This window comes from Actinomadura darangshiensis (assembly GCF_004349235.1).
In the GTDB taxonomy this organism is placed as follows: domain Bacteria; phylum Actinomycetota; class Actinomycetes; order Streptosporangiales; family Streptosporangiaceae; genus Spirillospora; species Spirillospora darangshiensis.
The window spans coordinates 1-23,703 of the sequence record NZ_SMKY01000128.1 but is presented as its reverse complement, the minus strand read 5'-3'; the positions used below and the strand labels follow the sequence as shown (position 1 = coordinate 23,703).

The window sequence follows — 23,703 nt, the reverse complement described above, 5'->3', positions numbered from 1 at the left end:
GGTGAGACGCCTGCGGTGAGGGCGATGCGGCGTGCTTGGGGTGCGGGGATGGAGGTGCCGTCGGTGAGGCGGGCCGGTGCGGTACCGCCGGTGAGGGTGTCCAGGTCGCAGATGACGGTGACTTTGGTGGCGCGGTGCCCGCCCGCCAGTACGGAGGTGAGGGCGGCGGCGGTGCGTTCGGGCAGGTCGCGGTGGTCGTCGGTTCCGGCGGGTTTGGCCAGCGGGGCTAGGGTGCCATCCCAGATGGCGGCGTCTTCGGGGTTGAGCCAGCCTTTGATGTAGCGGCCGCCGTCCAGGGAGCGGGTGGAGTCGATCCAGGACCGTTCGTAGCCGCGCCGCGAGTCGGTGTCGGGGCGTTCGGTGCCGTCGCGTTCGGCGATGACGTCGCGGATCCGTTTGCCGAAGGAGGCGACCTTTCCGGCGGAGAAGTCCTGGTCGACCATGTCGAGCAGGATGTCTTCAGCCTGGGCGCAGTCGTCATCGTTGAGGCGGGTGACGGCGTCGGCGATGGTGGCGGCGTATCCGAATGACAGGTCACCGGTCGTGCACCGTTCGGTGACCTTGGGGAGTCGGTGCCACTGGCGGGCGAGGGTGAGGCGTTCCTTGGCGCGGGACTCGCGCATGCCGAGCCGGGACCGCAGCCATGACCGGGTGGAGGGGAAGCCCCAGCGCTGCACTTCCTTGTGTCGCTCGACCATCTCGATGAGGCCGGACAGGGCGGCCTCATGCATGTCGGTGGCGGCGGTGAGGGTTTCGGTGAGTTCCATGCATGCCGCCGCCGATTCCGGTGGCGTACGGCGGGCGAGTTCGGCGGCGATCACCGACGCGGCGTGCACCAATTCCATGGTGGACGCCGAGTCGAGGTCGACCGCGACTAAACTCATGCGAACATATTATCGAATCGGCCTCCGGCTTCGCACCGTAATCCGGCCTGCATTTTGTCACCGTGGAGATAGTCGGAGCGGCCACTCAGCAGAATGTCGTTTCAGTGAACGTTTTTCACCAGCGTCGGGGGACGGGGTGATCACAGCATGATCGCGGACGGTGCGGCGGACCCGGAGACATAAAGAAGCCCTGGTAGGACGGGTGATCTCTCACAACCCACCGCCCCCACCAGAGGCTTCCTATGCTTTTCTATCGTTCTTCGCTGCCGTTGTCGCGTCAGACCCTGCAGTACGTGACCGGCGTCGTCGGCCGCCACCGCAAGCAGAGCGGCAGCAAGGGCCGGGCGCTGCCGGCGGGCATGCAGGCGCTGATGACGCTGGCCTACCTGAAGAACGGGGAGACGTTCGCGCAACTCGGCGGCGGGTTTGGGGTCGGGACCAGCACCGCCTGGCTGCCTAATGGCTTTGTCAAGCCGCTGCGGGCGTGTAGTCGGTGCTGTAGGGGTGTCGCTTTCGGAGGATGGCGTGCAGGACGTTGACGCGGCGTCGGGCCAGGGCGAGTACGGCTTGCTGGTGGTTCTTGCCTTCGGCTCGTTTGCGCCGGTAGAAGTCGGTGCTGGCGGGGTCGTGTCCGATGGCGCAGAACGCCGACTGGTAGAAGACCCGTTTGAGGGCGCGGTCGCCGGAGCGGGCGCGTTGCAGGTGGCGGCTCTTGCCGGATTGTTTGAGGACGGGCGCCAGGCCTGCGGCGGCGGCGAGCTGATCGCCGGTGGCGAAACGGCTGATGCCGCCGGTCACGGCGAGGAACTCCGCGGTCATGATGGGGCCCATGCCGGGCAGGCTCGCGACCAGCGCCCCGTCGGGATGGCGGTCGAGGGTTTCCTGGATGCGCTTGTCGAGCGCGGCCAGGCGGTCGCGGGCGGCCAGGGCCTCTGCCGCGGTCTCTTTGACCAGCTCGGCGGTGACCTTCTCACCGGGCATGCTGACCCGCTGTCGTTGCGCGGAGCCCACGGCCGTCTCGGTGATCCTGATCAGGACCGTGTCCTTGACCCACCGGAGTTTGCGCAGGTGAGCCAGGACGCGTGTTCGCCCGGCCGCTCGGATTTCGGCCGGAGTGACGTAGCGGGTGAGCAGGTGCAGCCAGGTCTTCCCGGTCACCTCGACGTGCCGCTCCAGGCCCGGGTGGATGGCGTTGAGCAGTGCCCGCAGCCGGTTGGCTCGCCGGCTGGCGTCCTCCACCAGCTCAGCGCGCCGCGCGGTCAGCAGCCGCAGTTCGACGTCTTCCTCGCGCGTGGCTGCGACCTGACGCAGGTCGTCCCGCATCCGCACCTGGTCGGCGATGACCTTGGCGTCCTTCGGATCGCTCTTGTTCTCACCGCCGCGGGTTCCACGGCGAGCCCGGTTGACCGCCAGCCCAGGCACGTGGACCACCACCAGGCCGGCTTCCAGCATCATCGTCTGCAGCAACGAGGCGATCCCGCCCAGGATGTCGATACCCACCAGCGCCGGCCCGTGCTCGACCTCAACGTCCTTGATCTCGCCGATCAGGGCGCTGACGTTCTCCGGAGTGTTGTCCACCCGGTGGCTGGACACCACCTTCCCACCCTCAGCGATCTTGATCTCAGCCCAGTGGACCTCCTTGGCAACGTCGATTCCCACGACCACGCCCACCAGCACGTTCCTCTCGTCGATCCGATGGAAGTGCAGCCTCTCCCCGCCGACTCCGCCCTACATAGCGATCAACCGCAGTGCCTAATCCAGCGGTCAGGAAGAAGCAGGGCGAGGCAGGGGGCACAGCCAAGCAAGCCATCAAAGACAGCGATACGTAAGCCATCCCTGCCGCACCCGCACCACCCGATCATCCAGTCCCAAAGGAACCCATCGGGCTCATTCACAACGGTAGGGCGCTACGTCAACGAGACCGTAGCGCTGCTGTCGGCCCGATCACCCAAACTCAGCCGGGCACTGGCCAAGGCCCGCAAGGACGGGCTGCTCTACCTGATCATGGACGGCACGCTCATCCCGATCGACCGCGTAGCGGCCGACCGGCCTTTCTATTCTGGCAAGCACAAGAAGCACGGCATGAATCTACAGGTGATCGCCTCACCGGACGGAACCATCGTGTGGGTGTCGGGCCCGCTGCCCGGCTCGGTCCATGACCTGAAGGCCGCCAGGATCTGGGGCCTGGTCCGCGCGCTGGCCGCCGCCGGGTTCCTGGTGCCGGCCGACAAGGGATACGTCGGCGCCGGCCCGCACGTCAAGACGCCCTACAAGGGCAAGGACAAGCCCGAGTCGCTCAAGGACGCCAACCACTCCCACGCCAAGCTCCGCGGACCGGGCGAACGAGCGAACGCGCAGCTCAAGAACTGGAAGATCCTGACCAAGCTACGTTGCTGCCCGCACCGGGCCGGTCACCTGGCCAAGGCCATCCACGTCCTCCAGAACCGCGAGCTCAACGCACGTTGAAAAAGGTTCAGTGTTGGTTTTATGGACGGACTCCGGGTGACCCTACTTTCCCGGTGACCCTCTTGGAGGGGTGGGGGCGGCGCGTCGGGCAGAGGGCAGGCGGAGCCTGCCCGACGAAAGCTGCACTCAGGGGCCGCAGAGGCTCCAAAGTCAAGGGTGGGACGGAGTCCCATCGCGAAGCGACGCGAAGCGCCCTTGACTTTGGAGGGGCGGCCCCGTACGCAGCGCCGCCCCCACCACAATTCACCGAACACACGAACACTCGTAAACGCGAGCACGAACTACCGAAACACGACCGTGGCGATGGTGGTCAGGAGCCGCCTATGACGGCGCCTGTGTCAGGGGTGAGGAGCAGGCGATCGGCCTTCGGGTGGCGGAAGTCGAACAGTCCGGCCAGGGTGGTGGCACGGGCGTCGAAGGAGGCGTCACCGATCCGGCCGGTGGACCAGTTGTCCTCGATGAAGCGGATGATCGACGTCTGCTCCAGCTCGCGGTGGCCCACATGGTTGACCTGCGCGTACGGGGAGATCACGATCATCGGGAGGCGCTGGCTGGGGCCGCAGCGGTCCTTGTAGCCGCCGGACGCCTGGACGCGGCGGCATGCGGGCTGGTCCTGGGCGGGGTCGTTCGAGCCGTTGGTGATGTGCGGGCGGGCGTGGTCGTACCAGCCGTCCGAGTCGTCGTAGGCGAGGACCACCGCGGTCGACTTCCACTCCGGGGACTTCTCGATCTTGTTGACGGTGGACGCTACGAACTTCTGCTCGTCCAGGGGGTCGGAGTAGCCGGCGTGGCCGTCCTGATAGGAGGGGGCCTTGAGGAACGACACGGCGGGCATGCTGTGCGCGGCCAGGGCGGCGACGAAATCGGTCAGGTCGTATTGGTGGTTGGCCTGGTCGGTGCGGCCGATCGCCGAGACTGACGACGGCGGCAGGTGCTTCTCGTTGGCCGTTGACTTGTAGTACTGGAACGGCTCGTGGTGCGGGCTGTAGTCGATGACCTGGTTCTTGCCGATGTTGGCGTGGGCCGCGCCGCACACCTTGTAGCCGTTCTTCGTGCCGGTCGGACGGAAGCCGCCTTCGAACCAGCCCCACGTGACGCTTTTGGCGTTGAGGAGGTCGCCGATATTGCGGCCGGTCATCACCGCGAGGTTGTTCTCGGACGTGTGGTTGTTGCCGGAGCAGTCATCGAAGGCGGGATCGGGGTCGTTGATGACCGTCCCGATGCCGTTTCCGTCCGGGGAGGCCACCACGGACGGGTCGGAGACCTTCTTGTGCGTTTTCGGGTCGACCGCGTAGCCGCCGTGCGTCTGGCCTGAGATGAGGTCGAGGGCGCCGGGAGTGGACGGGCCGAAGACCGAGTCCCACGAGTTGTCGCTCATGGCGTAGTTCTGGGCGTAGTTCCACATGGCGGTGACGGTATTGCCGTCGAAGTAGTCCATGACTAGGCCGGGTTCGCCGAACAGGATCGGCTGCCCAGTGCATTTGTCATGTTCGGTGAACTCGACGAACTTGTCCATGCGGCCGCCATTGACGGCCTGCTGCTCGGCGCCGTAGCCGTGGTTCTGGTCGCAGGTGAGCGCCTGGGACGGGCTGAGCCGCTTGGGGTTGTACCGGTTGGGGTTGTGCTTCAGCAGCCCCTTGGTCAGCCCGTCGACCTTTGGTGTGTGCTTCGCCGCATGGAATGGCGTTCCGTCGGTGTTCGCCGCTTTCGGATACGTCCCGAAGTAGTGGTCGAAGGAGATGTTCTCCCCGTAGATGACCACGACGTGTTTGATCGGGGTCCGGGTCGACGCGGGCTTTCCCGGCGTGCGCGCGGGACGGGCGACGCCGCCCGTTCCGGAAGCGCAGCCGGCTCCCAGGGCCGCGAGCGCACCGACCGTCACCACCGATGCGGCCGTAGCTGTGAGCTTGCGCATGCCTCCTCCTTCTTCCCTACGAAAGCAACGCCCTACACGAGCAATGCCCTGCCGAAGTGGTCCGAGGCGTCCACGACACCCGGAAGTGTGAAGAAATAGCCTCCGCCGAACGGAGAGATGTAGTCGGTGAGCGGCTCGTCCTCCAGCCGTTCCTGGACGGCCTCGAACTGGCGCCGCGGGTCCTGCTGGAAACAGGTGAAGACCAGCCCCATGTCGAGGTTCCCGGCCTCGTCCACGCCACGGTCGTAGTTCCAGGCGCGGCGCAGGATCCGGCTGTCCTCGGTGTCGGCGACGCGCGGGTTCGCGCGCCGGATGTGGCTGGTCAGCGGAATGACATTGCCGATCGGGTCCTCGGCGTAGCGCGGGACGTCCCGCTCCCGCGTGCCGTCGAGGGGCGCACCGGTCTCGCGGTTGCGGCCGAACATGCGCTCCTGCTCGGCGAGGCCGACCCGGTCCCAGAACTCCACCAGCATCCGGATCAGCCGGACGACCTGGTACGTCCCGCCGGCCGTCCAGCCGGGTTCGGAGCCGTCCCGCGCGACCCAGACGAGGCGGTCCATGTCAGCGACGCGCGAAGCGTCAGGGTTGGCGATGCCGTCCTTGAAGCCCATCAGGTTGCGGGGTGTGCCGGACGGACGCGGCCGGCTGCTGAAGCCGTTCGTCCGCCACCGGATCTGCATGGCGCCGCGCGTGTGCCGGCAGACGTCCCGCAGCGCGTGCAGGACGGTGTCCTCGTCGGACGCGCCGAACCGCAGCAGCAGATCGCCGTGGCACCAGGCGGAGTCGAGGTCGTCGTTCGGAAACGTCCGCATCCCGGTCAGCCGGGCGGGACGGCGCCCGGCCAGGCCGAAGCGGTCGTCGAACAGTGACGCCCCGACCGACGCGGTCACCGTGAGGTCGCCCGCGGGGGCGTCGGCGCCGAGAATCCCGGAGTCGGGCGGCGGCCCGGTGACGCCGGCCTGGGGCGGCGCCCCGCCGCCGGTCAGCGCTCGGGCCCGGTCCGTCAGTGCGCGGAACAGCTCCCGGAGCTCGTCCCGCCCCTCGGCGATCACGTCGAACGCCACGACGATCGCGCGGGGCTGCGGCTCGTCCAGGATCCCGGCCTGATGGACGCCATGGAACGAGCTGGACCGTTCCACACCCGCGGCCGGGCCGCCCCGGACCGCCGCGCCCGCGACCCCGGCGGCCAGCGCACCGCGCAGGAACGACCTGCGCCCCGGCCCGCTCACTCCGGCACCCTCATGACGATCTCCGAACCGCCGCGACGGTCGCGACCGACGCCAGCCGCTCCACGAGTTCACCGGCGGCCCCGTCGATGCGTTCCCGCTCCAGGGTGCTCAGCCGGTCCAGCGGCGTCCACTCCCCGTGCCGGTGCTGGGCGCTGAGCAGGCCAGACGTCCGGTCGAGCCAGGTGTCGATCTCGGCCAGCCCCGGCATCCGGCCCTTCAGCAGCGGACGCAGCGGATCGAGCACCGCCCGGGTCCCGTCCAGGTTCGCGGCGGCCGTAGCGAGCGCCGTCCCGCTCCCCTGGTCGGCCTTCCCTGTCAACTCGAACTGGAGCGTGTTCTCAAGGATCTCGTGGGCACGCAGCCCGAGATCGCCGGGATCGATCTGCTGCCGGGGGAAGTCGTCCCACAGCGCCTTCACATCACGGGCCAGCCGCTCGGCCGGTCCCCGCAGGGACCCGGCGGACTCCCCGTGCCACAACCCCCACTCCACCCGGTGGAACCCGGTGAACTCCGGGTCGTGGACGCCCTTCGCCAGCCCGGCCGGACGCCCGTCGATCTCGTCCGCGAAGTCACCGAACGTCCCGTAGGCCGCGCCGAGCCGCTCATAGGCCAGATGCGCCGGCAGCCAAGCCTCCCGCGCCCCGCCCAGGTCCTCCGCGCGGACGGCGTCGAGCAACGAGTCCGTGCGCGCCTCCAGCTTACCGAGCCCCTCGGTGACATACGCCCGATAAGCACGCACCGCCGGATACAGGTCATTGCGCGTAAGCGGCCGGACGCCCCGGGCGCCCCCGCCGGACCCGGTCACCCGAACGCGCGGCCCGGTCACGACGGCCGCGTCCTCCGGCAGACATCTGACGACATACGTCCCGGCGCCGAGGCTGACGCGCATCGGCCGGGTCGCCCCCGGCCCTACGTCCTCAAGCTCGGCATAGACGGCCCCACCCGACGGGTCGACAACCGTGACATCGACCGCGGCGGCGTCGCCATTGTGAACGACCAGCGTCTGCGTACCGGCGTCCGAATGACTCCAGCCCTGCCCGCAATGCGCCCGCCCCGCCTGAACCATCGGCTCGCCATGACCGGACGCCCCGTCCCGCGCACAGCCCGCCGCCAGGACGGCGGTCGTGACGATCAGCGGCAAGAAGACACGACGACCCCGGCCTCCAAGGCCACCGTCACCGGACATACCGCCTCTCATCCACGGCTACATCAGCCATCATCCTCACCCAGGCGCCGACGGCAAGGGTTTCGTCGCACGGCGAGTCGGAACGATCGCGGACGGCAACCCCCCCACTACCGCTCCACTTGGACAATCGGCGCGCCGGTACCGGAATCCGTACAGCCCACCAGCACGAAGGCCGCGATGGACGAGGGCGGTGAAGTTCACCCGCCCCCATCGACGGCTACACAGGCCCCTCAACCCACAAGCCAACGCCAAGCACCGCACCAAGCACCGCACCAAGCGAAATTACAAAGCAGTACCCACTACTGCGACCGCCCGTGCCGGTGTGCCGGTGACGCTGCGGCGGCGTGCCAGCGCCCGCACCGCCAGCGCGGCGACCTCAGCCACCACCGCAACCACGCGACAACCCAAGGCCGCGCGATCGCGTCCGAAGGCGGGGGCGAGCGAAGCGAGACCCTGATCGCGCAGCGAGCCCCCCAGGCGAGCCGGAGCGATGCAGCGATCGCCCGCAGTACCCGACGATGGAGGGCCGCCAGGCCCGAAGGAGGAGGGGACTGCCATGAACACAGCAGGCCAAGAATTCAGCCGAAGCGGCCTGTGATGTAGTCCTCGGTGGCCTTCTGTTCCGGGTTGGCGAAGATCTTGCTGGTCTCGTCTATCTCGATGAGCTTGCCCGGCTTGCCGGTGCCGGCGATGTTGAAGAAGGCGGTGCGGTCGCTGACGCGGGCGGCCTGCTGCATGTTGTGGGTGACGATGACGATCGTGTACTGCGTCTTCAGCTTCTCGATCAGGTCCTCGATCGCGAGGGTGGAGATGGGGTCGAGGGCCGAGCACGGCTCGTCCATCAGCAGGACCTGCGGCTGGACGGCGATGGCGCGGGCGATGCAGAGGCGCTGCTGCTGACCGCCCGACAGGCCGGCGCCGGGCTTGCCGAGGCGGTCCTTGACCTCGTTCCACAGGTTGGCGCCGCGCAGGGACTCCTCGACGGTCTCGTCGAGGCGGGACTTGCGGCGGACGCCGTTCAGTTTCAGGCCGGCCGCGACGTTGTCGTAGATCGACATGGTGGGGAACGGGTTGGGCCGCTGGAACACCATGCCGACGACGCGGCGCACCGCGACGGGGTCGACGGACGAGTCGTACAGGTCCTCGTCGTCCAGCATGACCTTGCCCTCGACGCGGGCGCCCGGGATGACCTCGTGCATCCGGTTGAGCGTGCGCAGGAACGTGGACTTGCCGCAGCCGGACGGCCCGATGAACGCCGTCACCGAGCGCGGCTCGACGGTCATCGAGATGTCCTCGATGGCGTGGACGCCGCCGTAGTAGGCGTGCAGCCCGGAGATCTCGATCCGCTTGGCCATGGTTTCCCTTCTCTGGGTCGGCCGGGTCAGCTGGGTCAGCGGCCCGTGGGGGCCTTGCGCCGGGCGACGAACCGGGCGACCAGGTTGAGCAGCATGATGATTCCGATCAGGACCAGGGCGCCCGTCCAGGCCCGGTCGATCGAGTTCTGGCTGGGGTCGGCGGCCTGCTCCCAGATGAAGGTGGGCAGCGACGCCTGCGGGCCGGTGAACGGGTCGTTGTTGATCGCCTTGGTGAAGAAGATCGTGAGCAGCAGCGGCGCCGTCTCCCCCATGACGCGGGCGACGGCCAGCATCACGCCGGTGACGATCCCGGTCATCGCGGTCGGCAGGACGACGAAGCAGACCGTCCGCCAGCGCGGCACGCCGAGCGCGTAGGACGCCTCGCGCAGGTCGTTCGGGACGAGTTTCAGCATCTCCTCCGTGGCGCGCACCACGGTCGGGATCATCAGGATCGTCAGGGCGAGCGACCCGGCGAGGCCGGAGTAGTCGAACCCGAAGGTCAGCAGCCACAGCGCCAGCACGAACAGGCCCGCGACGATGGACGGGATGCCCGTCATGACGTCCACGGTGAAGCTGATCAGCTTGCCGAGCCGGCCGTTCCCGGCGTACTCCACCAGGTAGATGGCGGTGAGCACGGCGATCGGGACGGCGATCAGGCTGGTGATCAGGACCTGTTCCAGGGTGCCGATGATCGCGTGGTAGGCGCCGCCGCCCTTGTCGCTGCCGCTGACGGCGTTCATGGAGAACTGGAAGAACGTCGGGTCCAGGCGCTTGGCGCCGTTGACGACGACCGTCCACAGCACCGACACGAGCGGGACGAGGGCCAGCAGGAACGCCAGGTAGACCAGGCCCTGGACGACCCGGTCCTTGACCTTGCGGCCGGCCGACACCGAGGTCAGGCTCGGGCCGGCCGCCTTGCCGGCAGGGCCTCTGCCGGTCGACAGCGTGGTCACACGAACTCCTTCCGGCGTGCGACGACCGCGCGGGCGGCCATGTTGACGAGCAGGGTGATGACGAACAGCACCAGGCCGGAGGCGATCAGCGCGCCGCGCCCGGTGACGGACGCCTCGGCGAAGCTGTTGGCGATGTTGGACGCGAACGTCGCGCCGCCGTTCTCCAGCAGGTGGACGTTGATGCCGGGGACGAACGTCAGCACCATCGCGACGGCGATCGTCTCGCCCATCGCGCGGCCGAGGCCGAGCATCGCGCCGCCGATCATGCCGGAGCGGCCGTAGGGCAGCACCGCCATCCGGATCATCTCCCAGCGGGTGGCGCCGATCGCGAGGGCGGCCTCCACGTTGGCCCGCGGGACCTGGAGGAACACCTCGCGGGAGATCGACGAGATGATCGGCAGGATCATGATCGCGAGCACCACGGACGCGGTGAAGATCGAGTTCTTGCCCGGGGAGTCGCCGCCGAACAGCGGGATCCAGCCGAGCACGGAGTTGAGGAACCTGCTGATGCCCTCCATGTGCTGGGACAGGAAGGCGAGGCCCCACAGGCCGTAGACGATGCTCGGCACGGCGGCGAGCAGGTCGACGACGTAGCCGAGGCCGGAGGCCAGCCGCCGCGGCGAGTAGAAGGAGATGAACAGCGCGATGCCCACCCCCACCGGCGTCGCGATCAGCATCGCCAGCAGCGACGACACGACCGTGCCGAACGCGAGCTGGGCGATGCCGAACCGCGGCGGCGTCGCGTTCGGGTTCCACTCCTCGGCGGTGAGGAAGTTCGCCTTGTTGTCCTGGAGCGCCGGTATGGCCTTCCAGACGAGGAACGCCGCGATCGCGGCCATGATCAGCAGCACCGCGATGCCGGAGCCGCGGGCCGCCGAAACGAAGATCCTGTCGCCGGCCCGGCCGGTGCCCATCCGCACGCCGCCGGCGTGGCGCCGGGCGGCGGCCGCCGTCCGGGCGCCGGTCTCGCTCGTCACGGGACGTCCTCCTTCGATCATGTCGGCGGAAGCCGCGTCGGCCCCGCCGCCGAAGGAGTCGGCGGCGGGGCGGCGCGTTCCGTCGTCCGCTGTCAGGACTGTGCCTTCACTAGGACAGGGCCTTCACTACGACTGCGCCTTCGTACGACAGGGCCTTCACTACGACAGGGCCTTCACGGACGCCTGGACCTTGGTCAGCACGCTCTGCGGCAGGGGCGCGTAGCCCTTGCCGGTCAGGATCTTCTGGCCGTCCGCGCTGGAGGTGTAGGTGAGGAAGGACTTGACGAACCCGGCCTGCTCGGCGGGCAGCCCCTTCTGGCACGCGATCTCGTAGGTGACCAGGACGATCGGGTAGGCGCCCGGCTCCTTGGTCGCGTAGTCGATCTTCAGCGCGACGTCGTTGCCGGTGCCGGCGACCTTCGCCCCCGCGATGGCCTTGGACGCGCTGTCCGGGGACAGCTCGGTGTACTCGCCGGCGCCGTTCTTCACGTGCGCGGTCTGCAGCTTGTTGGTCTCCGCGTACGACATCTCGACGTAGGAGATCGAGCCCGCAGTGCTCTTCACCTGGCTGGTGACGCCGTCGGACTTGGGCGCGCCCTGGCCGGTGGAGTTCGGCCACTTCTTGGCCTTCTCCCACGTCCAGGTCTTCGGCGCGGTGGTGTGCAGGTAGTTCGTGAAGTTGTCCGTGGTGCCGGACTCGTCCGAGCGGTAGATCGGCTTGATCGGGTCGGACGGCAGCTTCGCGCCGTCGTTCTCCTTGGCGATCGCCGGGTCGTTCCAGGTCTTGATCTTGCCGGCGAAGATGCCGGCGAGCGTCTCGGGCGACACCTTCAGCCCGTCCACGCCCTGGACGTTGTAGACCACCGCGATCGGGCCGACGACCATCGGCAGGTTCAGCGCGGGGTTGCCCTGGCAGCGCTTCTGCGCGGCCGCGGCCTCCTCGGGCTTGAGGGACGAGTCGGAGCCGGCGAACGACACCTGCCCGCTCGTGAACGCCTGGATGCCCGCACCCGAGCCGCTCGGCTGGTAGTTCAGGTTGGCGCCCGCGCACTTGGACGCGTAGAGCTTCGTCCACTCCTCGACCGCGTTCTTCTGCGCGCTGGAACCGGCCGCGTTGACGCTGGCCTTGGCGCAGTCGATATCACCGGAGGGCGCGACGGCCGAGCCCGGCGAGTTGTTGTCGTCGCTCCCGCAGGCGGAGAGGGCCAGCGCCCCCGCTACGACTACACCGCCAAGGGCGGCGAGTCGGGAACCGTTCTTCACCGGAGGGTCTCCTCTTAGTTTGGTCGGGCGGCTCCCCCGAGCCGCCCGCGCCCACGTCGGCCGGACGGCGGGTTCGCCGTCGAATGCGACGCTAGGCAGGCGAGGTGACCAGCCGCCCCGCTCCGGATGAACGACAGATGAACGGGGACGAGCACGACTAAGAAGAATGTCCCGATTTGGCATGGACGCCGGGTTAACGGCGCAGCTCAGAAGCCCAAAATCGGGGTCGAGGGCCCGTACAGGGGCCGAACCGCACGCTAGGAGGCGCCGTACATGACGTCGACGGCGTACCGGGTGAAGCCCAGCGACTCGTACAGCCGGACGGCGGCGGTGTTCGACTCGTCCACGTAGAGCATGATCTGGTCGAGGCCGGTGTCGCGCAGGTGGTGCAGGCCCGCGAGGGTGAGGGTGCGGCCCAGGCCGAGGCCCTGCGCGTCCGGGTCGACGCCGACGACGTAGACCTCGCCGATGCCGCCCGGGTGCGTCTTCGTCCAGTGGAACCCGGCGAGCCGGCCGTCCCGCTCGGCGAGGAAGAAGCCGGCGGGGTCGAACCACTCCTCGGCTTCGCGCTCGCGGACGTCGGCCATCGTCCAGGCGCCCTGCTCGGGGTGGTCGGCGAAGGCGCGGGCGTTCACCTTGAGCCACGCCTCCTCGTCCTGCCCCGGCTCGAAGGTGCGGAGTGCGACGCCTTCTGCGACGCGCGTTTCGGGCAGCGGCCCGGCTGCGGGGCGCCGCATCTGGAACAGCGCGCGGACCCGCGCCATCCCCTCCGACTCCGCGAGGGCCGCCGCGGCCGGAAGATCGCCGTGCGCCCACACCCGCAGCGGCCCGCCGGCCTCGTCCTTCAGAGCCCGCAGCAGGCGCCGCCCGTGGCCCCGGCGCCGATGCTCCGGATGGACGACCAGCTCCCCCGCCGCCGGCTCCTCCTCAGTCGCCGGGTCGACATGGGCGTAGGCGACGACCACGCCGCCTTCGGAGATCGCGAGCCCGGGCCGGCCGCCGCGCAGCGCCAGCAGCGCGTGCTCGGACAGCGGCCCCACACCGTCGGCGTCCGCCGCGGCCTCGGCCAGCGCCAGCGCCCCGGCGACCTCACCGTCCCCCGGCGTCCCGCGCGCCCGCAGCTCACTCACGGCCCCCACCCTATGCGGGACGAGCGGCGCCCGACGAGCGGCGCCCGACGAGCGGCGCCCGACGAGCGGCGCCCGACGAACAGGGCCCGACGAACAGGGCCGGACGAAGGGGGTGATCGACTCGACCCTGTTCAAGTTGTCACAAAAACGTCATCGAGCCGCCGGGAACCGTATGCCGGGCGAACCTACCGTCCACAGAATGACTCGACGACGCACCATCCTGGCCTGCGCCACGGCGGGGCTGACGGTCGTGGGCGTGGCCGCGCAACCCGCCGCCGCGCACCCCGTACCGACCGCGTCCGTGCGGCTGCTCGCCCTCAACGACTTCCACGGCAACCTCGAACCGCCGTCCGGGAGCTCCGGCCGGGCCATCGACGAGAACGGCAAGACCGTCGACGCCGGCGGCGCCGCCTACATCGCGGCCCACCTCAAGCAGCTGCGCGACCGCGACACCCTCACGGTCGCCCAGGGCGACCTGGTCGGCGCCTCGCCGCTGATCTCCGCCGCCTACCACGACGAGCCGTCCGTGCAGTTCATGGGCGACATCGGCGTGACGGCATCCGCGGTCGGCAACCACGAGTTCGACGAGGGCTACCAGGAGCTGATGCGCCTGCAGAACGGCGGCTGCCACCCCGTCGACGGCTGCTCGCCCGCCGGCAAGTGGCGCGGCGCCGAGTTCGACTACCTCGGCGCGAACGTCCTGCTGAAGAAGAACGACCGGCCGGCGATCAGGCCGTGGACGATCCGCCGCGTCAACGGCGTCCGCGTCGGGTTCATCGGCGTCGTCACCAAGACCACGCCGAGCATCGTCACCGCCGAGGGCATCAAGGACTTGAAGTTCGAGGACGAGGTCGCCGCCGCGAACCGGGCGGCCCGCGAGCTGAAGCGCCGGCACGTCCGCGCGATGGTGCTGCTCGTCCACGAGGGCGACCAGGTCAAGGCGGACGAGCGGCCGGACGAGTGCGGCACCGTCCCCGGCGCCGGGACCCGCATCGCGCAGCAGGCCGATCCCGAGATCGACATGGTCCTTTCGGGCCACACCCACCAGCAGTACATCTGCTCGGTGAAGGACCCGAAGGGCGACCCGCGGCTGTTCTCCTCCGGCTCGTCCTTCGGCCGCGTGATCACCGAGGTGAACCTCAAGGTGAACCGGCGGACCGGCGACATCGTCCGCTCCTCGGTCAAGGGCGACAACCACGTCGTGACGCGGGACGTCGCGCCGGACCCGGCGACGGAGAAGTTCGTCCAGACCTGGAAGGAGCGCGTCTCCACGATCGCCGACAAGCCCATCGGCAAGATCACCGCCGATCTGACCCGCACCCCGTCCGGGGCCGGTGAGACGGCGCTCGGCGACGTCATCGCCGACGCCCAGCTGGCCGGCACCAAGGACCTCGGCGCCCAGGTCGCGCTGATGAACCCGGGCGGCGTCCGCACCGACCTCACCTACGCGGCGAGCGGCTCCGAGGGCGACGGCGTCGTCACCTACGGCGAGGCGTTCGCCGTCCAGCCGTTCAGCAACGTGATGGGCGTGACGTCGCTGACCGGCGCGCAGCTCGACGCCCTCCTGGAACAGCAGTGGACGTCCGCCGGCGAGAAGATCCTCCAGCCGTCGGCGAACCTGCACTTCGCCATCGACCGCTCGAAGGCCGCGGGCGACCGCGTCTCCGCGATCACCATCGGCGGCGCCCCGGTCGACCCGTCCGCCACCTACAAGGTCGCGGCGAACAACTTCCTCCTCGGCGGCGGCGACGGCTTCACCGTCTTCACCGAGGGCACCGGCCAGGTCCTGGGCGCCATCGACCTCGACACCTTCGTCTCCTATTTCGAGGCCCAGGGCACCGTGACCCCGCCCGCGCTCGACCGCATCTCCGGCCAATAACCCCACGCGACATCGGCCCGCCGCCCCACCAGGGACGGCGGGCCGTTCCGTGCTCTCACGCGCCGAAGAAGTGGACGAGGTAGTAGACCAGGGCGGCCACCGCGGCGGCGGCGGGCATGGTGAGGACCCAGGCGACGAGGATGTTGCCGGCGACGCCCCAGCGGACCGCGGACAGGCGCTTGGTGGCGCCCGAACCCATGATCGCCGAAGTGATCGTGTGGGTGGTGGAGATCGGCGCGTGCCAGATGAACGCGGTCGCGTACAGGACGATGGAGGCGGTCGCCTCGGCGGCGAAGCCCTTCGGCGGGTCGACCTCGATGACCTTGCGGCCCAGCGTGCGCATGATGCGCCAGCCGCCCGCGTAGGTGCCGGCGGACAGGGCGCCCGCGCAGATGATGATGACCCACCAGGGGACCGTGCTGCCGTCCGAGTGCCCGGTCGTGACCAGCGCGAGGACGATGATGCCCATCGTCTTCTGCGCGTCCTGGAGGCCGTGGCCGAGGGCGAGGGACGCGGCGGACATCGTCTGCGCGATGCGGAAGCGGCGGCCGACCCGGCTCGGGTTGGACCGCCGGAAGATCCACAGGATGGCGACCATCACGAGGTAGGCGAGGCAGAACCCGACGACCGGCGACACCACCATCGGGATGGCGACCTTGTCGACCACGCTGTGCCAGTTGACGGCCGACGCCGAGGCCAGCCCGGCGCCGACGACGCCGCCGATCAGCGCGTGCGAGGACGATGAGGGCAGCCCGAAGTACCAGGTGATGAGGTTCCAGGTGATCGCGCCGAGGACGCCGGCGGCGACGACCGTGAGGCCGTGCAGGCCGCCCGGCGGGGTGATGACCTCGCTGATGGTCTTGGCGACGCCCACGCCCAGCAGGGCGCCGATCATGTTCATCGCGGCGGCCATGCCGAGGGCCACCCGCGGGGTGAGCGCCCGGGTGGAGACGGCCGTGGCGATCGCGTTGGCGGCGTCGTGGAACCCGTTGGTGTAGTCGAACACCAGGGACACGATGACCACCAGGATCAGGACGGCCATCTGCGCGTCGGAGCGCAGGCCGAGCGCCCCGGCGATCATGACGACCAGGATGCCCGCCAGGAGGAGGAGCCAGGCACGGCTCGTCACCCGGCGGGTGGCCTGCTCGCCGAGCGTCTCCGGAGCGTCCGCCACGGGCTCCCGGACAAGGATTTCGCCGGGGTCCTCGGCAGCGCTCATGATTCCTTGACCGCGATGGTCTCGACCGTGTTGGCGACGTGCTCGAACGCGTCCGCCGCGTCCTCCAACCGGTCGATGACCTGCTTCAGCTTCAGCACGGTCAGCGTGTCGTACTCACCGCTGAACAGCTGGGCCAGCAGCTTGCGGTAGACCTGGTCGCCCTGGTTCTCCAGGCGGTTGATCTCGATCCAGTACTCGTTGAGCTCTTTCATCGAGCGCAGCCGCGGCATCGCCTCGGCGGTCAGCTCGGCGGCGCGCTCCAGCACCTCGACCATGTGGACGATGCCTTTGGGGAACTCGTCGATCTTGTAGAGCACGACGAGGTCGGCGGCCTCCTCCATCTCGTCCATGACGTCGTCGATCGTGGAGGCCAGCCGGTAGATGTCCTCGCGGTCGAAGGGGGTGATGAACGTTTCGTTCAGCCGGCGCATGATCGCATGAGTGCATTCGTCGCCCGCATGCTCGCAGGCGCGCATCTTCTCGGCGATCGCGGCACGGTCGGCGCCGTCGCTGATGAGTTCCACGAGCAGCCTGGCGCCGGTGACCAGGTTGTTCGCCGAGTCGGCGAACATGTCGTAGAAGCTGTCCTCACGCGGCGTGAGACGCAAGCGCACGTCGTTCTCCTGATGTGCCGGAACAGTCCGCAGAGGATCGTAGGCGCTACCAGCCGTAAAAAGAACCTTTGCCCCAGCTTCGGCTGGTGTCCGCCATCCTCTCACCTACAAGGTTGCCCTAGATCAGGAGGTACATACCCCTCGGGAACGCCCCTATCTGGAGAACGCCCGCCGGTTCAGGCGATGCGGGACGGCGGCGGGCGCTTCCGGCGGAGGTCAGGAGTGATATTCCTTACAGTTCCGCGGTGTCCGCACCGGGTTGGGACGCGCCTGAAAAGACGAACCGGGGACGCCCCGAATCGGCGTCCCCGGCTAGCGGTGGTTCAATCCTGTGGCGTCAGCTCGCGACGACCGGCTTCGTCGGACCGCACTCCGAGCACCATGTCGATTTCCGCGACGGTCAGCGGCTTCTCCGCCGCCGCCACCGCACTGAGCATCTCGGCATAGAGTTCGATCTCGTCCAGCGCAACACGGTCGTGGACGCGCAAATCAAGGTTCTGGCGCACCGCGTCCACCTCCGTTCGTCCCCACACCCAAGTCGAGGCTACGCGTCCGGCCCCGGCGGGCACATGACCCAAGAGGGCCATTCGAGGGTCACTCTGACCCCCTCCGTCCGGGGCACCTCCGCGACCTCCCCGGCCTCCGCCGCCGTCGGTCCCGGCGTCGATTCCCCGGACTGTCTAGCCTTCCCCGGTGATGTCCGTCTGATGCGTGTGTCCCGTTGCCATCGGGACTCCCGGGTGATAGCGGGGGCTCCGGCCGCGAGGGCCCAGCGCCCTTGATGGAACTCAGCGCCCTTGATGGAACTCAGCGCCCCTGGTGGAACTCGCCGAGCAGCTGCTCCAGCGCGGTCTCCGGCAGGTCGCGGGCCGTCAGCCGGGCCACCGTCGCCGCGTTGACGTCGGCGCCCGCGAGCCGGGCCGCCTGCCGCGCCACCGTCTGCTCGAACAGCGCCCGGACGGTCCGCGCGTAGGCGAACCGCGGGTCGTCGCGCATCAGGCCGAACCGGTTCAGCAGCTCGACGCGCAGCTCCTCGTCCAGCATGTAGAGATCGCGCTCGGCGTAGCCCTGGAACAGCCGGACCATCTCGCGGTCGCCCATCGGCGTGAACTCCATGACCCGGCCGAACTCGGCCCGGAACGCCGGGTTCCCCGCGAGGAAGCCCTCCATCTCCGCCGCCGGGCCGGAGCACACCACCATGAACCGGGCCCTCTGCCGGCTCCCGGGGCCCTGGTCCATGCGGCCGAGCAGCTCGGCCACGACGGCGGGGGCCCGGTCGAGCAGGTTCGCCTCCTGGATGAGCAGCACCCCGCCGAGCGCCTGGTCGACCATGCCCGCGACCCGGTTCTCGGTGTCGACCCGGTCCCGTCCCGCCAGATGGACGGGACGGCACGCCACCACATGCCCGGAGTCCAGCAGCCCGAGCGCGGCGTGGATGCCGCCGACCAGCCCGGCCACGGTCGTCTTGCCGGTGCCGGGCGGCCCGGTGAAGACCAGGTGCCGCGCGTCGCCGCCGGACACCCCGTAGCGCGCCCGGTCGGCCGCGAGCCCCGCCTCCTCCGCCAGCTCCAGCACCGCCGCCTTGACGTCCTCCAGCCCGGTGAGCTGGTCGAGCTGCCGCAGGTAGCCGTCGATGTCGCCGGGCGGGCGCAGCGCCGGCTCGATCCCCTCGGCGACGCCCGCGAGGTCGTCCGGGGTCAGCACGAGCCGGTCGTGGGACGCCCCGGCGCGCTCCATGTTCCGCTGGGCCGCCTGGTCCAGGTAGGCCTCGACGAGGCGCGCGTTGACCAGGTCGCCGGGGCCGCGCAGCCGCTCCAGGTCGGCCCGGACGACCTCCAGCGCCGACGCCCCGATCGTGACGCGCCGCTCGTCCGCCAGCAGGTGCAGCAGCGTCATCCGGTTGTCGAGGTCGCTGAAGTCGGGCATCCGGTGGACGCGGAACGCCTGCACGAGCTTCGGATGGTCCTGCAGCAGCCGCTTGTACGCGCGCGGCTCGCACGTCGCGATCACCGGCGTCGTGTTGACCGGGTCGCGGCGGGCGCGGCGCACCGCCCCGACGACCGCGACCGGGTCGGGGGCGCTGTCGATGGCCACGTCCAGCCGCTCGAACAGGATCACCGGGCCCGGCTGGCCGAGGAGCTGCCCGACCCGTTCGGGCGGCCCGTTGCCGGCGTCCTCGGCGTCGTGCGCGCGGATCGACCCGTCGCCGATCCCGGCGTTCGCCAGCGTCAGCGCGATCATGCGGGACAGCCGCCGCTGCCCCGAGTGCGGGCTGCCGACCAGCAGCACGCCCGGGACACCGGAGCGCAAAGAGCTCGGCGCACCGTCCACGCGGGTGGCCTCGGCCTCCTCGCCCGCCGGTGCGTTCCACTCCTCGGCCTGCGCCTTCAGGTCGCCGAGGAACACCGACGCGTCGTGCTCCCCGTACACGAACCCGAACCCGAACCGCTCCAGCACGCGGCGGGTGCTGCGGTCGCTCGGCGGCGGGATCTCGTGGACGGGCTGCTCCGGCGACGGCGTGTCGTCCAGGAAGTCGAAGTCTCCGACCATCGTCTTCGACATGACCTTCGTGCCCGGCCCGGGTGGGCTCGCACCGGGCGGGCCTGCGGGGACGGGCGGCGGCGCGTCGTCCTCAAGGTCTCCCTGGCCGAGGACGCGCGTGCCGGGCGGCTGGTTCGGCTGCGGCGGACCGGCCTGCGGGGAGGCGTTCTCGGCCTCCACGCGGGTCGCGTAGGGGTCGAACGGCTGCTGCTGCGGCTGCGGGTCGGGCAGGGGCGCGACGGGGTTCGGCTGGACGTTCGGCTGGGGCACCGGCGGGGCGGCCCCGGCAGGCTGGTAGCCCAGCTGCGTGTAGGGCGGCACGAAGTTCTCGTCGTGCTGCTCCTCCTCCTGAGGGGAGAAGCCGCCGAGCTCCTGCTGAGGGCCGGGCGCGTGATTCGCCTCGTGCCCCCCAAGCGCAAGCTGGGCGTTCTGTGCCGCCGCAGGCGCCGGGCTCTGCCCCGGCACAGGCTGGGCACCCTGCCCGGGCACGGCCGCGGGGCTCTGGCCCGGCGCAGGCTGGGCACTCTGCATCGGCGCAGGGGCGGGGCTCTGGCCCGGCGCGGGTTGTGGACTGTGCATCGGCGCGGGCTGCGCGCTCTGCATCGGCGCGGGCTGCGCGCTCTGCATCGGGGCGGGCTGCGCGCTTTGCATCGGCGCCGGTTGTGCCGCCGGGCCACGCTGGAAGCCGAGTTCGGTGTAGGGCGGGGCGGCGCCGCCCTCGTCCTTCTCCTCCTCGGCGGGCGAGTGGCCGCCCATCATCGGGTCCGGGGAGGCGAAGCCGGGGGACACCGCCTGCTGGCCGGGGATCTGCGGCTGCGCGCCGCCGGGCCCGGGCGCGTTCTCCCAGCCGGGCTGGGCGGGCGGCTGGACGAACGGGCGGTCCGGCTCGGACGGGCCGCCCTGCGGCAGCGCCCCGGGGGCGATGCCCGGCTGGCTCTGCATGCCGAACGGGGACGGCTGCGGCGGCGCCGGGTTGGGCGGCGGCGTGCTGGTCGGCGCGGCGGCGGTGGCGCGGGCCCGGTTGCGTCCGATGATCCCGGCGATGACCGCGGTCGGGACGGGGAAGCCGCGGGGCCGCGCGGGCATGCCGCCGAGCCGGCACCACGCCAGGTCGACCTCGTACATCGAGGCGAGCAGCGACTCGGCGCCCGGCCCCGATCCGGCGGCGGACCGCAGCGGCTCCGGAAGCCGCATGTCCTGCGGCCACAGGCGGCGCAGCGGGTGGCCCTTCTGCTCCGACACCGCCTGCACCGTGTAGCGGATCTCGGGATCGAGCCAGGGGACGATGGTGCCGACCATGTCCTTGCGGACGACGTCCAGGTCGGCGGCGAGCAGCGCGGCGGCCACCAGCCGGGGCTCGATGTAGGCCGGTTCGGCGGGGTCTCCGGAGAGGCCGGCGATGAGCTCGCTCAACGTGTAGAAGGCGTGCCGGAAGTTGTCGCCCGGCGAGCTCTCGTTCCGCAGCGCCGGGACCAGGTTGGGCGGGCACCGTGTGAGCCACTGCTGGACGATCGCCTGGTCCCCGTACGGCAGCGCCCCGTAGTCGACGGTCGGGTTGGTGAGCGTGGCGCCGAGGATGGCGAGCAGCGCGTCCGCCCTGATCTGGAACCGGACGTCGTCGCGGAGCGCGCTGGCGACGGCCCACATCGTCCGCAGCACGACGACCGCGGCGTCCACCCGGCTGGCCCGCAGCCGCTCGGAGTAGAGCGCGACGAGCGACTCCAAGGGGGGCGGGGTGAGCCAGCGCGGGCCGTCCACGTCCGGGAGGGACTTGGCCCGGTACGGCTTCCACAGGTCGAGCATCTGCGCGTCCAGCCGCGCGTCGAACGCGGGCGCGGCCGAGCACCAGAGCATCACGCCCCACGCGACGACGACGGTGGACGGCGTCTCGTTCGTGAACTCACGCGACCAGTGCGGATAGTCGGGCGCGGGCAGCGTGGCGGCCGACTCGACGGTCGACCGGACCCGCGCGGTCAGCTCGGTCGCGAACCCGTGCGCGACGAAGGGCAGCCCGGACGGCGGGTCGTAGGAGAAGTCGGGCCCGGCCGGGATGACGTGCGGCGGCAGCACCGGCACCTGCCCGGCCGACTGCTGCGCCGGCCGACCCGCCATCCGGACGGCGGGGACGCGGGGCGGCGGGCACAGGTACCACTGGCCGTCGGACGGGTGCAGGCGGTACCAGCGCGCCCACGCCCCGAACAGCCACCACGTCCCGTCCGGGAGGACGAGCATGCGGCCGCCGATGGCATGATGGCGCTGCTGCGGAGGCGCCGACGGCCACCATGCGGCGGCCACCATCGCCCTCGTGTCGCGCTCCGCCTCCGTGAACGGATCCTGGCCCCGCTGGGGGCTGGGCGGCGGAGCACTGCCATAGCCCGGTCCCCACACCACGATGGTCATGGTAGTCAGCAGAACCCGGCGCAGGTGCCCCTGACCGGCCCGGGAGCCGCGTCCTCCCAGGTCAGCGCGGCCTCAATCGGACCTTGACGTCACTGCCACCGGGCGGCGCGGTGCCGCTCCGCCTTCTGCGCGTAGACGGCGGGCGTGTGCTCCAGGACGAGCCGGTCGTCGTCGGTCAGCTCCCGGACGATCTTGCCCGGCGTCCCCGCGACGAGCACCCCGGACGGGATCTTCTTGCCGGGCGGGACGAGCGCGCCGGCCGCGATGAGCGTCCCGGCGCCGATGCGGGCGCCGTTCAGCACGATCGCGCCGATCCCGATGAGCGAGCCGGTCTCGACGTGCGCGCCGTGCACCATCGCCTTGTGGCCGAGGCTGACCCTGTCCTCCAGGATCGCGGGCATGCCCGGGTCGCAGTGCAGGCAGCTGAGGTCCTGGATGTTGCATTCGGCGCCGACGACGATGTCCTCGTCCTCGCCGCGCAGGACCGAGCCGTACCAGACGCTGGACGCGCGGCCCAGCGTCACCCGTCCGACGACGACCGCGCCCGGCGCGACCCACGCGGTGGGATCGATGTCCGGCCGGTCCTCGCCCAGCGTCCCCAGGTAGCTCATGGCGCCGATGGTAGCCCGACCCTGGCCGAGCAATTTCTCCGGACATTGGATAGTTTGTCGCGCACGTCCGGGCGAACCCGCGCATGCCCGGGGAAAGAAACCGCAGCGAGAAGCGCATTCCGGTTGCGCGAACGGGGTGGACCGGACGAGAGTCATCCTGACGTCTCCCCACCGTGGGCCGCTCACCGGCGGGTGAGGATCGCAGCCGACTCAACCGACCCTGACGGGGTCCCGATCCCGTCGACGACCCCCCAAGGCATCATGAGCAACGAAGCCGAAATCCTGCCGAACCTCCTCCAAGAAGAGTCCTTCGAGATCGTCATGCGCGGCTACAACCGCCGCCAGGTCGACGACTACATCGCCCGCGCCCAGCAGAAGCACCGCGAACTCGAGGCGCGGCTCGCCCGCGCGCAGGACGAGGTCGAGCGGATCCGCCGCGAGATGGCCGAGGTCCGGGAGGCCCGCAAGCCCACCGGCGACGACCTGAGCGACCGGCTCCGGCAGATCATCAACCTGGCCGAGGACGAGGCGCAGGACAAGGTCGCCGAGGCCGAGGCCACGGGGAGCGAGATCCGCAAGGACGCCGAGCAGGAGTCCAAGCGCATCATCGACGACGCCCGCGCGCACGCCGACAAGAACCTCGGCCAGGCGCAGGAGAAGGCCGACACGATGCTCGCCGGGGCCAAGAAGGAGTCCGACAGCGTCCTGTCGAGCGCCAAGCAGGAGGCCGAGCAGACGGTGACCAGCGCCCGGCTGGAGGCCGAGCGCACCCTGACCGCGTCCGAGCGCCGGGCCGGCGTGATCAACGAGGGCGCGACGCAGCGGCTCACCTCGCTCACCAAGAACCACACCCAGGCGCTGCAGCGGCTCACCGAGATCAGCGACACCCTGCACCGGCTGCTCACCGCCGAGAACGAGGCCGGGCCGCTGGAGAAGATGGTGGAGGACGCCGTCCGGCAGACCCCGCCGTCCCGTCCGCAGGCCAAGCAGGCCCCGCCGGCGCAGCCCGCGCCGTCCGCGAAGCCGGCGCCCGCCGCGGCCAAGCCCGCTCCGGCGGCCCCCGCGGCACCGGCCGCACCGC

The 23,703-nt window shown here is 70.4% G+C and carries 18 protein-coding genes and 1 pseudogene; 4 read left to right on the top strand and 15 right to left on the bottom strand.

Annotated elements, in window-relative coordinates; genetic code table 11:
- The coding region (locus E1293_RS25340) for a DUF222 domain-containing protein (RefSeq protein WP_132199955.1) at positions 1 to 884 on the bottom strand (884 nt) is incomplete at its 3' end.
- Between the two features lie 242 nt (positions 885 to 1,126).
- On the opposite strand from E1293_RS25340, the gene E1293_RS25335 reads away from it, so the two are divergent.
- Positions 1,127 to 1,423: a transposase family protein gene (locus E1293_RS25335; protein WP_132199954.1), complete on the top strand. Its 297-nt coding sequence runs from the start codon at positions 1,127 to 1,129 to the stop codon at positions 1,421 to 1,423.
- Here E1293_RS25335 and E1293_RS25330 read toward each other — a convergent pair.
- Positions 1,353 to 2,555, bottom strand: coding sequence for an IS110 family RNA-guided transposase (locus E1293_RS25330; protein ID WP_132199953.1), 1,203 nt, complete (start codon positions 2,553 to 2,555; stop codon positions 1,353 to 1,355). The genes E1293_RS25335 and E1293_RS25330 overlap by 71 nt on opposite strands.
- Before the next feature lie 216 nt (positions 2,556 to 2,771).
- On the opposite strand from E1293_RS25330, the pseudogene E1293_RS25325 reads away from it, so the two are divergent.
- Positions 2,772 to 3,350 (top strand): annotated as a pseudogene (locus tag E1293_RS25325) (transposase family protein); the annotation flags it as partial.
- 310 nt (positions 3,351 to 3,660) lie between these two features.
- Here the strand turns inward: E1293_RS25325 and E1293_RS25320 are convergent.
- The 8 genes from E1293_RS25320 to mshD form a co-directional block, all read right to left on the bottom strand.
- A complete protein-coding gene (locus tag E1293_RS25320) occupies positions 3,661 to 5,265 on the bottom strand; it encodes a phospholipase C (RefSeq protein ID WP_132199952.1) in 1,605 nt (534 codons plus the stop codon).
- A gap of 32 nt (positions 5,266 to 5,297) precedes the next feature.
- Positions 5,298 to 6,494, bottom strand: a complete 1,197-nt coding sequence (gene efeB, locus E1293_RS25315; RefSeq protein WP_132199951.1) for an iron uptake transporter deferrochelatase/peroxidase subunit — start codon at positions 6,492 to 6,494, stop codon at positions 5,298 to 5,300.
- 10 nt (positions 6,495 to 6,504) lie between these two features.
- Positions 6,505 to 7,635 (bottom strand): EfeM/EfeO family lipoprotein, encoded by a 1,131-nt coding sequence (locus E1293_RS25310; protein WP_132199950.1) that lies wholly within the window; start codon positions 7,633 to 7,635, stop codon positions 6,505 to 6,507.
- A 623-nt stretch (positions 7,636 to 8,258) separates the two neighbouring features.
- Complete coding sequence (pstB, locus tag E1293_RS25305; protein ID WP_132199949.1) at positions 8,259 to 9,035, bottom strand: phosphate ABC transporter ATP-binding protein PstB; 777 nt, start codon at positions 9,033 to 9,035, stop codon at positions 8,259 to 8,261.
- Between the two features lie 35 nt (positions 9,036 to 9,070).
- Complete coding sequence (pstA, locus tag E1293_RS25300) at positions 9,071 to 9,988, bottom strand: phosphate ABC transporter permease PstA (protein WP_424923667.1); 918 nt, start codon at positions 9,986 to 9,988, stop codon at positions 9,071 to 9,073.
- The gene (gene pstC / locus E1293_RS25295; protein ID WP_424923666.1) at positions 9,985 to 10,965 is read right to left on the bottom strand and encodes a phosphate ABC transporter permease subunit PstC; all 981 of its coding nucleotides are present in this window, start codon (positions 10,963 to 10,965) and stop codon (positions 9,985 to 9,987) included. The genes pstA and pstC overlap by 4 nt, the downstream gene beginning before the upstream one ends.
- Before the next feature lie 159 nt (positions 10,966 to 11,124).
- A complete protein-coding gene (pstS, locus tag E1293_RS25290) occupies positions 11,125 to 12,228 on the bottom strand; it encodes a phosphate ABC transporter substrate-binding protein PstS (protein WP_132199947.1) in 1,104 nt (367 codons plus the stop codon).
- A gap of 257 nt (positions 12,229 to 12,485) precedes the next feature.
- Entirely contained in the window at positions 12,486 to 13,358 is an 873-nt protein-coding gene (mshD, locus tag E1293_RS25285; protein ID WP_207939080.1) for a mycothiol synthase, read from the bottom strand.
- Between the two features lie 199 nt (positions 13,359 to 13,557).
- Here mshD and E1293_RS25280 point away from each other — a divergent pair, with 199 nt between their 5' ends.
- Positions 13,558 to 15,237, top strand: a complete 1,680-nt coding sequence (locus tag E1293_RS25280) for a bifunctional metallophosphatase/5'-nucleotidase (RefSeq protein WP_132199945.1) — start codon at positions 13,558 to 13,560, stop codon at positions 15,235 to 15,237.
- A gap of 55 nt (positions 15,238 to 15,292) precedes the next feature.
- Here the strand turns inward: E1293_RS25280 and E1293_RS25275 are convergent, their stop codons facing one another.
- From E1293_RS25275 to E1293_RS25255, 5 genes are all read right to left on the bottom strand, one after another.
- Positions 15,293 to 16,456 (bottom strand): inorganic phosphate transporter, encoded by a 1,164-nt coding sequence (locus E1293_RS25275; protein WP_132199944.1) that lies wholly within the window; start codon positions 16,454 to 16,456, stop codon positions 15,293 to 15,295.
- Complete coding sequence (locus E1293_RS25270; RefSeq protein ID WP_132199943.1) at positions 16,453 to 17,070, bottom strand: DUF47 domain-containing protein; 618 nt, start codon at positions 17,068 to 17,070, stop codon at positions 16,453 to 16,455. The genes E1293_RS25275 and E1293_RS25270 overlap by 4 nt, the downstream gene beginning before the upstream one ends.
- Positions 17,071 to 17,393: 323 nt before the next feature.
- Positions 17,394 to 17,585, bottom strand: a complete 192-nt coding sequence (locus E1293_RS25265) for a hypothetical protein (RefSeq protein WP_341770210.1) — start codon at positions 17,583 to 17,585, stop codon at positions 17,394 to 17,396.
- Between the two features lie 292 nt (positions 17,586 to 17,877).
- Positions 17,878 to 22,011: a hypothetical protein gene (locus E1293_RS25260; protein ID WP_132199942.1), complete on the bottom strand. Its 4,134-nt coding sequence runs from the start codon at positions 22,009 to 22,011 to the stop codon at positions 17,878 to 17,880.
- Positions 22,012 to 22,100: 89 nt separating this feature from the next.
- Complete coding sequence (locus tag E1293_RS25255) at positions 22,101 to 22,622, bottom strand: gamma carbonic anhydrase family protein (protein WP_132199941.1); 522 nt, start codon at positions 22,620 to 22,622, stop codon at positions 22,101 to 22,103.
- A 261-nt stretch (positions 22,623 to 22,883) separates the two neighbouring features.
- On the opposite strand from E1293_RS25255, the gene E1293_RS25250 reads away from it, so the two are divergent.
- The coding region (locus tag E1293_RS25250) for a DivIVA domain-containing protein (protein ID WP_132199940.1) at positions 22,884 to 23,703 on the top strand (820 nt) is incomplete at its 3' end.

Bases quoted from the DNA above. Each gene is read 5' to 3' on its own strand.
- E1293_RS25335 (WP_132199954.1), top strand. From the start codon at position 1,127: ATGCTTTTCTATCGTTCTTCGCTGCCGTTGTCGCGTCAGACCCTGCAG.
- E1293_RS25320 (WP_132199952.1), bottom strand. From the start codon at position 5,265: ATGCGCAAGCTCACAGCTACGGCCGCATCGGTGGTGACGGTCGGTGCG.
- pstB (WP_132199949.1), bottom strand. From the start codon at position 9,035: ATGGCCAAGCGGATCGAGATCTCCGGGCTGCACGCCTACTACGGCGGC.
- E1293_RS25280 (WP_132199945.1), top strand. From the start codon at position 13,558: ATGACTCGACGACGCACCATCCTGGCCTGCGCCACGGCGGGGCTGACG.
- E1293_RS25275 (WP_132199944.1), bottom strand. From the start codon at position 16,456: ATGAGCGCTGCCGAGGACCCCGGCGAAATCCTTGTCCGGGAGCCCGTG.
- E1293_RS25260 (WP_132199942.1), bottom strand. From the start codon at position 22,011: ATGACCATCGTGGTGTGGGGACCGGGCTATGGCAGTGCTCCGCCGCCC.
- E1293_RS25255 (WP_132199941.1), bottom strand. From the start codon at position 22,622: ATGAGCTACCTGGGGACGCTGGGCGAGGACCGGCCGGACATCGATCCC.